Origin of the sequence: Endozoicomonas sp., from assembly GCF_031844845.1 — a bacterium.
Taxonomy (GTDB): Bacteria; Pseudomonadota; Gammaproteobacteria; order Pseudomonadales; family Endozoicomonadaceae; genus Endozoicomonas.
This window is the reverse complement of record NZ_JAVRMB020000431.1, coordinates 1-7,750: the sequence shown is the minus strand read 5'-3', so window position 1 is coordinate 7,750 and position 7,750 is coordinate 1. Positions and strand designations below refer to the sequence as shown.

The following is a 7,750-nucleotide window of genomic DNA, read 5'->3' as shown; positions in this document are numbered from 1 at the left end:
ACCAGTGTCACCAAAGACTCACCCACCCGCAGGATCGTTATTATTTCCTGCTGTCCCTCTGGGTTTTTCTGGGCCTGCCGTTCTCCCTTAATGCTTTCTATAGTTCCTTCTGGTGGCTTACCTATTGGCCGGTAACCTTTGCCTGCATGTTGATCTTCAGCCTGATCAACTCCGACAAGAATTGATGGAAGCGGGCAGTGAAAGCTATTCTTTTCTGCCAACTCGACGCTGAGTTTGAGCTATGAAAAAACGAGTGTTGATTGCTAATGGTGCTCCGGTGGTCTTTGGGGAGCCACAACGATAAAGAATGGATACTATGAACAACCTGATCACTGACCTGCAAGCCCTTCCTCCCATCGCCTGGGTTGGCGTGTTTTTCACCGCCATGGCCTTCGCCCTGTTTATGGCTGTTATCCCCCATCGCTACGACCCCACCGGTTTTATTAACGATAAAGTCAAACATGCACTGACTTTTCTGGTGCTGTTTGGCCTGTTTGATCTGGCCTGGCCAACTGTGGGGATGCCCTGGTGGAAGCCCGTTAGTCTGTTTGGTTTTGGTGTGATGATTGAAGCCTGCCAGCAGATGACCCGATACCGGAGTTTTAGTGTTGGGGATATTGTGGCTAATGTGGTGGGGATTTTGGGCTACCTTGGTTTGTATACAATGTATCAAGGCCACATCTGAAAGCTAACAGTTCGTCCTTTGAGCAAAAATTTGTCAGAGCGACATACGGCAATAACAATTTGAAGTTATATTATGACCAGAAATAATCCTGAACCAATGGCTAAAATAGTCAGCAATGCTGTCAGTGAAATTACCCTGGGGCAATTTCCTGAACTCCCCGTGATGGGGCGCACGGGTTTACTAAACGATTTTTTCTATTCGTGGAACAGGCGATTTGATATCAGTTACGACTTTAAGATGCTGGATTTTGCCAGAGGTCTTGCCAATGCTGACAATGAAGCCGTATTTAAACTAACAGCCTGTAATTCCAGGGACGAAGTCAGGGAATATTTCGCAAGGTACATAGATGTGTATTGTAAAAAAGATAAAAGAGTTATTTTAAAGCTGTCTTATAACAACAATAAAATAGATTCAGAGTGGCTGCCGCTGGATGAATATTTGGCAAAGACCAGGAAACCTGAACCTTCCAACTGAGTGGGTATGATGGCCGTGAAATTTATGACCTATGATTTCAGAAGAAAATAAAGTTTCACTGCCCCCAAAGGGTGTAATTAAAAGTGTTCCCTGATTGCTGTCATCCTGTACAGGGAATGTACAGGATCCATCCACAGGGAGGTGACTGTCGATGGTTGGCTATCCCTGCCAGATGGATTGTGTACAATCCCTGTACACAATGACAGCGGAGGTGTTCCCGTACACAGATAAGGGCCGGACCTCCTGAACGGAATCATAGCTGTGTAACACTTTTAATTGCACCCCCCAACACTGAAGAGTCATTCATTATGATCATTTCGCTCAATATCAAGCTGATCGATGGCATGTACTTCGAAGAGCACTGGAAGTGTGAAATGGAACTGGACGATAACGAAACCCTGGAAGATCTTCATTTCCTTATTCAGGAAGCCGTGGGTTTTAAGAATGATCATCTATATGAGTTCTATGTCGCAAGGACAGATCGAAGTTTTGACAGGGAACGATTTGAGCATGATGATCTTTACCAAATAGAGCGCAGTCTCAAAGACATCTTCCCCCTGGCAAAAAACCGGAAACTCTTTTATTGGTTCGATTATGGCGATGACTGGAAGTTTCAGATCAGCAGAACCAGAAAGAAGCCTAAAGAGCCTAAACCCGGTCAGGGATACCCAACTTTGGTATCCGAAGAAGGTGTTAAACCCACGCAGTATCCCACTGTCGAATGTTGAGTCTTCCCCGCAACAACAATAACGTGATTTCGTTTGGAACCCTGTAACAATGAAAACCGAAGCATTGCTGAATATTACAACACCCAATGAATTAACGGTTGCTCTGAGTAACATGACGACAGAAGAGCATGAAAAACATGCCAGGCAGCTGGCGGAAAAATTAAAGCTTGATTACGATAATGCTTTCGTTGATGTGGCATCACTCATTAAGGAAGGAGACGATGCCAATAATATGGTCACTCTTGTGTCCCAACATTTATTGGCATTGAGTCATCAGGCCTTTAAAGACGAGGATGAGGCATTGCTGCATAAATACCCTTCATCACAAAATGATACAGAGCCCGGACCAGACCAGCTTTGTGCAGGTAAGGAACGTGATATAGCAACAGTCGAACGTGAGCTGGCAGCGAGCAATCTTAAATTAGCAGGAGAACAGTTAGCTCTTATCCGGGCAAAACGGGCATTGGTTGTTGCTATATTTGCCATACTCGTTTTAATGATTTTGCCGACCAGGAGCCATGTAATTCAGGAGTCGACAACCGGTCAGGAGCCGTCAACCAGCGATGCTTAAACTCAACCGAAATGAACCCTGCCCCTGCGGCAGTGGTAAAAAATACAAGAAGTGTTGTTTTCTGGAGCCTCTGAAAGAAGATGAGATTCAACGGGCACTGTCAAAATCAACCTCCCTTGCTGAAGTCCAGGCCCTGTTAAGCGAACCGCCAACGCTCTATCACATTAAGGTAGAACTGGTTCGTCACCCTTGCCATGACCTGGACCATAAGGAAGTGTCCAGAACGTTCCTGATCGCGGGCATGCAAAGCCTGTACAACCTGCACCTGAAAATACAGAGGGCGTTCGATTGGGATAATGACCATATGTTCTCCTTTTATCTGTCCAATAAATTATTCGACAGTACATCGGAATACTCCGCAGCACCGGATGGTGAACACTATCCCTCAAATATCAACGCCCCCACGAAAGCAGCGGCCCTTGCTGAACTCCGGGATTTAGATCTCAGTGAAGGCAGAGAGTTCCTCTATCTCTTCGACTACGGCGATAAACTGATCCACCAGGTCACGATTCTGGAAATTACCGAAACCGATCAACACAAACCGGTTGCTTTTCAATTGACCGGGTCAGTGGGTGAAAATGTGGACCAGTACCACGCTTATGAAAACGAGAATGAAGAGCCTGCTGAAGGTTGAGGCATAACAGGAAATATATGGATACGGAAAAAACCCTGGATATTATTTCAGAAACCCGGAGTTTCAATACGCTACATTCGTTGTGTGAGTTTCTTTCAGACAAGTGGGTTTATTTTTATGTGATGGATGATGGTAGTTTCGTCAATGCTGTCGGTGTTCCGGAAATTGTTAATCCGGGCGGGGATCCGATCAATATGCCTACTGTCTATCAAAACGACCTTAATCACGCGGTCATTTATCTTAATAAATCGACAGCATTAAGCGGTCTCAAGCCAGAATATCGACTGGGTCAAATGAAAGGGAAAAAAGCGTTTGCCATGTTCATTAAAGCACCATCAGTAACAGGCATCATTTTTCAGGGCAGGGAAACCTGGACAGCATTTCATATATCCTGTTTATCGGAATTTCTGGCGGTTGAAGCCTGAGGAACTGTCCGTAAATAACTTCCCCATTTTGGACCCAGACTCCGTTCACCCTGAGCTCGTCGAAGGGTGGCGCCACCGGACTTCGACAGCTTAGCCCGAAGGTAAGCTGGGGTCAGGTATTTAAGCTTGCCTATCGCGCATAGAATCTAGCGACGATTGTTGTTCAAAAAGAAAGACCTGCCCCAGATTTTTGTGACCCAAGATTTTTGATTTGGCATGCAAAATTTAAGAATTGACCCTGAATCCGTGCGTAGAGGGTGGGTTACCGTCACTCCCACTGATCGCTTAAGTCACTCAGTATAACTAGACGATTGAGATATAAAGATGAATTACGTTCTGGTAAGAAGTCCTAAAGAACTTATTAAAAATTCAGAAATAGGCTATGGCTGGAGGCATGTAGACTTCTCAAAATATACAAGCTTTAACGAACTAATAAATGATGGTTTCAAAAAACAAGGCCATGATTTCGGAAGAAAGAAAAACCAAATAAGAAGATATTTCAACTTAACAAAAAACGATGTCGTTATCATTCCGACAGCTGGTGCAATTGCCATTGCAAAAGTGGAAGGTACCAAAAGTTTTAATGACAACTCTGGGATTAGACATAGTCAGAACCAGGTTAAAGTTAATTTCCTTAAAGATGACAAAGGCAACTCATTCATTCCTAGAAAAATATTATCCACGCAATTTCAAAGTCGTTTAAAAATCAGAATGGCCATTGCTGATTTAAATGATTTCTCTGAAGAAATTGAAAAACACGTACTCTCACTTAACCAGGGGATGATTCATACTTGGAAAGCCGAGATAGAGGATATTGAAGAAAGAAAAGAAAAGGAATTTAAAAGTGAATTATTATCAAGGCTTCAGAATGGTGAAAAAATTGCTTTATCCGCTGGAGGGTATGGGTTAGAGAAATTAGTGGTAGAAATATTAAAAATAAATAACTATGAAGCACGAATTCAAGCTAAAAACCAAAGCAGCGGCATCGATGATATTGATATCATTGCAAAAAAATACAACTTTCTTACTGGTGATTCAGAATGTTTGTACATCCAGGTGAAACATCATACGGGTACAACAAGTTCAAAAGGCTTAAAGCAGTTAACTGCTTATGACACCAGCAATGATGACTTCACAACATATAGGAAGATATTGATTTCAACAGCCAAGTTTAACGAAGATTTAAAAAACAAAGCTGAGGCTGAAGGTGTAGTAACTATCGAAGGATCTGACTTTGTAAATTTAATCTATGACAATATAGACAAACTGAGTCAAACAACAAAAGAATCACTTGGCATTATAATATCTCCTCAACTCATATAGATATGCAGCACTCATAAAATGACGGGGTCGTAGGTCGGCTCTTGATTCTTGCATACATTTAAAATAAAAGACCTGGCACCCTTTTTGTTCATTCAGCAGCATGTTATGCAACAGTGATTCGTGCATACCTTCCCCCCTGATATGCCTCTAATCATATTTCTTTAACAACATCAAGTTGATCAGTACAATGATACTTAAAGAATTTACTGCTTTTAATTATAAAAGTTGCAGACACACGCACATCAGTTTGCAAAGTACAAGGCCTTCATTGTTTATAGGAGAAAATGATTGCGGAAAAACCTCATCATTAAATAGCATTAGGTTTTTATTGGTGCAAGGTTCGAGAATAAATTTACCTAATGATAAAACAGGAAAAAATGATCTTTCTCATACTTCATTAACAAATCAGGAAATAAACGACCTGCTTAATTCTAACAATCTTCCTAGATTATTTTATGGGGATCACTCAGAAGATCCTCATGTTGTATTTATAGGTAAGTTTGAAATTGAAAACTTTGAGATTAATGGTTATGAGATATCTCCTCAGTTGAAATGGGCTATAGAATCATCTGAGTTTGATACTAATGAGAAGAAATACTTAATCAAAGCTAGAGTATTTGATTCAACTGACGGGGAATCAAGTGTTTATTACTTGCATCACCATCCTGTTAATAATGAGATTTCCAGTATTTATTCATCTACACAAGCGCAAATAAATTCAGCAATGAAGCAGCATAACCCTGGCAACCATAATTTAAGAAATGACAATGATGAGGGAAGATATTCAAATTATGAAAAAATAAGATCAATACTTCAAACAACAGATTGCGAATTAAAGTTCGTAAAACTAAATGATGACTCTAAGCAAAAAAAATGGAAGTCGGACTTGTCTGTTTTTCCAGAGCATGCCTATCTTAGCTGGAATGAATCCCTTGAAGGTATTACGAAGGCAGCTAGTGCATTACTCGATAGTTCGATCGAACATGAAGTAAGCAGAGCACAACAGTTTTCAAGATCACTAAGCAATAGAGCTCAGAAAAAATCAATTCTAAATTGTCAGAGATTGGAATTCATAATGAAGTTCCTAGTATCGAATCAGTCAATGCAAACATAACATTTGAGTTGCAAAATAAGTTGACTGACCTTTTTGTAAAAAAGATAGAATCTGAAGGTTATGTTCATATTGACAATCAAGGAGAAGGAGTTAAGCGGCAAATCTGGTTTGCTCTTCTTAAACTGCAAGCAGAGGAACAATTAGATGAAGAAAATAGAAGGCGTTATGTTTGGTGTTTTGATGAGCCAGAGACGCACCTTCATCCAAAGGCACAAAGAGAGTTCTTAAAAACATTAAGTTTATTATCTAAGAAAAACTTCCAAATAATAATTAGTACGCATAGTACAATATTTGTCAATGCTTCTTATATCAAAGACATTAATACATTTGATATAAGAAACAGCTACACAATAATTGGTAACTCACAAGAAGTTCAAGATGTTTATGAAGCATTAGGGCTAATCAATAGTGATTTCTTATTTTATGATAAATTTCTTATTGTCGAAGGTAATACGGAAGAAACATTGATTCCAGCCCTGTATAAAAAGTATACATCAAGATCACTGAGAGAAGATAATATACAGCTAGTTAATTTAGGTGGTTGTACAAATGCAGATCTTGCAGAAAATATGTTAGACCGCCTAATTAAAGGCTTTGCGAAAACTAAGGATTTAGCCGTCTACTTATTTGATGCAGACACTAGAAAGGGATCCGATCAAAAAACATTTATAGTTGGAAAGCAGGACTTAGAGGATTCTATTCCTCATCATGTGTGGCCTAAGCTAATCGAAGAAGTGTTTGGAAACACTATTAGCATTAGCAATGAAGAGCTATCACAAATATTGGATAATATTCCTACAGTTGAAGTAAATCATAATTTAAATGAAAGTGGGAAATTTTCGGCCAGACTTAAATCGGTAATTTTCCAAAAGCTAAGGGATGTTGGGCAAGAACAGTTGATTGGAAGTTGGCCAAACAAGAGTCATTCTTGGGGGGTATCAATCTCACGTCATATGACCTCAGAAGATATTCCAGAACCCATCATTAATGCGTTTAATTCTTTAATTGTTGATGGCTAGCCATAAATACAAAGCAAACCGGGGTCGCAAGCTGGGTCTTGATTCTTGCATTTATTCAAAATGAAAAAACGGGGTCGTGAAAAAACGGGGTCCGGTCTTGATTCTTGCATTTATGCAAAATGAAAGACCTGACACTGGTTTTTGTATCCCCGCCCGATTGGACCCGAGGACTTGAGAGCCTAAGGCCTGAAGGCGAGGCTTTACGCGGAACCTGGTAATCCCCGGCGAGGCGGATCCTACCGGTTTTATCAACGATAAGCTCAAGCACGCAATAACGTTTATGGTACTATTTGCCCTGTTTGATCTGGTCTACCCAAAAAAGCAAATAATCTGGTGGAAACCATTGGCTTTACTGCCTTTGGTGTGCTGATTGAAAAGAGTGATTTATGAGCAGTTATTGGGCAGGTGATTTGTCTTCCCATCCGTTCCCAGGGAAAAAGTCGACCAGCGAATGTTAAGATTCCAAGTCTGATCAGAACCCTTGACTGGCGGCAGCGAAAAGCAGAGTACGTGAAAACGGTGGATTCTGAACTCTATAAGGACGCTATTGCAAGACTGCTGCCGCTGATAGGGGCCGAGATTCTGCTCTTCCCTGAAGGGAAACAGAATGGTTGAAATTCAGACCAGGCTGTTGGCTTGAGCCGACTGAACAGATGATGACGGTTCGGCATCACTGGAAATGATGCCGAACCATCTTGTTTCCAATCATATTAGAAAGAAGACTGTAGTTTTTATTCTCATGACGTAGCCGGCCAGCAACAATTGCTGGATGAATTT

General features: G+C 40.9%; 10 protein-coding genes. All 10 read left to right on the top strand.

The window, feature by feature from the left end; genetic code table 11:
- Window positions 1-185 (top strand): hypothetical protein (locus RM811_RS23690; RefSeq protein WP_402529258.1); only part of this gene is annotated, 185 nt, incomplete at its 5' end.
- Between the two features lie 131 nt (window positions 186-316).
- Complete coding sequence (locus RM811_RS23685; protein WP_402529256.1) at window positions 317-685, top strand: hypothetical protein; 369 nt, start codon at window positions 317-319, stop codon at window positions 683-685.
- A gap of 72 nt (window positions 686-757) precedes the next feature.
- Entirely contained in the window at window positions 758-1,159 is a 402-nt protein-coding gene (locus tag RM811_RS23680) for a hypothetical protein (protein ID WP_402529254.1), read from the top strand.
- Between the two features lie 308 nt (window positions 1,160-1,467).
- Window positions 1,468-1,887 carry an IS1096 element passenger TnpR family protein gene (locus RM811_RS23675; protein WP_402529251.1) on the top strand — a complete coding sequence of 140 codons (420 nt, stop codon included), beginning with the start codon at window positions 1,468-1,470 and terminating at the stop codon, window positions 1,885-1,887.
- A gap of 49 nt (window positions 1,888-1,936) precedes the next feature.
- Window positions 1,937-2,458, top strand: coding sequence for a hypothetical protein (locus RM811_RS23670; RefSeq protein ID WP_402529249.1), 522 nt, complete (start codon window positions 1,937-1,939; stop codon window positions 2,456-2,458).
- Window positions 2,451-3,092, top strand: a complete 642-nt coding sequence (locus tag RM811_RS23665) for an IS1096 element passenger TnpR family protein (RefSeq protein ID WP_402529246.1) — start codon at window positions 2,451-2,453, stop codon at window positions 3,090-3,092. Before RM811_RS23670 ends, RM811_RS23665 begins: the two co-directional genes overlap by 8 nt.
- Window positions 3,093-3,109: 17 nt before the next feature.
- Window positions 3,110-3,517 carry a hypothetical protein gene (locus RM811_RS23660; RefSeq protein ID WP_402529244.1) on the top strand — a complete coding sequence of 136 codons (408 nt, stop codon included), beginning with the start codon at window positions 3,110-3,112 and terminating at the stop codon, window positions 3,515-3,517.
- A 324-nt stretch (window positions 3,518-3,841) separates the two neighbouring features.
- Entirely contained in the window at window positions 3,842-4,840 is a 999-nt protein-coding gene (locus RM811_RS23655; RefSeq protein ID WP_402529242.1) for a restriction endonuclease, read from the top strand.
- 187 nt (window positions 4,841-5,027) lie between these two features.
- A complete protein-coding gene (locus tag RM811_RS23650) occupies window positions 5,028-5,954 on the top strand; it encodes an AAA family ATPase (protein ID WP_402529240.1) in 927 nt (308 codons plus the stop codon).
- On the top strand, window positions 5,894-6,973 hold the full coding sequence (locus RM811_RS23645) for an ATP-dependent nuclease (RefSeq protein WP_402529238.1): 1,080 nt from the start codon (window positions 5,894-5,896) through the stop codon (window positions 6,971-6,973). Before RM811_RS23650 ends, RM811_RS23645 begins: the two co-directional genes overlap by 61 nt.
- Window positions 6,974-7,750 lie beyond the last annotated feature (777 nt).

What these genes read in the sequence shown, in the direction of transcription:
- RM811_RS23685 (WP_402529256.1), top strand. Translation starts at nt 317, where the DNA reads ATGAACAACCTGATCACTGACCTGCAAGCCCTTCCTCCCATCGCCTGG.
- RM811_RS23680 (WP_402529254.1), top strand. Translation starts at nt 758, where the DNA reads ATGACCAGAAATAATCCTGAACCAATGGCTAAAATAGTCAGCAATGCT.
- RM811_RS23675 (WP_402529251.1), top strand. Translation starts at nt 1,468, where the DNA reads ATGATCATTTCGCTCAATATCAAGCTGATCGATGGCATGTACTTCGAA.
- RM811_RS23670 (WP_402529249.1), top strand. Translation starts at nt 1,937, where the DNA reads ATGAAAACCGAAGCATTGCTGAATATTACAACACCCAATGAATTAACG.
- RM811_RS23665 (WP_402529246.1), top strand. Translation starts at nt 2,451, where the DNA reads ATGCTTAAACTCAACCGAAATGAACCCTGCCCCTGCGGCAGTGGTAAA.
- RM811_RS23660 (WP_402529244.1), top strand. Translation starts at nt 3,110, where the DNA reads ATGGATACGGAAAAAACCCTGGATATTATTTCAGAAACCCGGAGTTTC.
- RM811_RS23655 (WP_402529242.1), top strand. Translation starts at nt 3,842, where the DNA reads ATGAATTACGTTCTGGTAAGAAGTCCTAAAGAACTTATTAAAAATTCA.
- RM811_RS23650 (WP_402529240.1), top strand. Translation starts at nt 5,028, where the DNA reads ATGATACTTAAAGAATTTACTGCTTTTAATTATAAAAGTTGCAGACAC.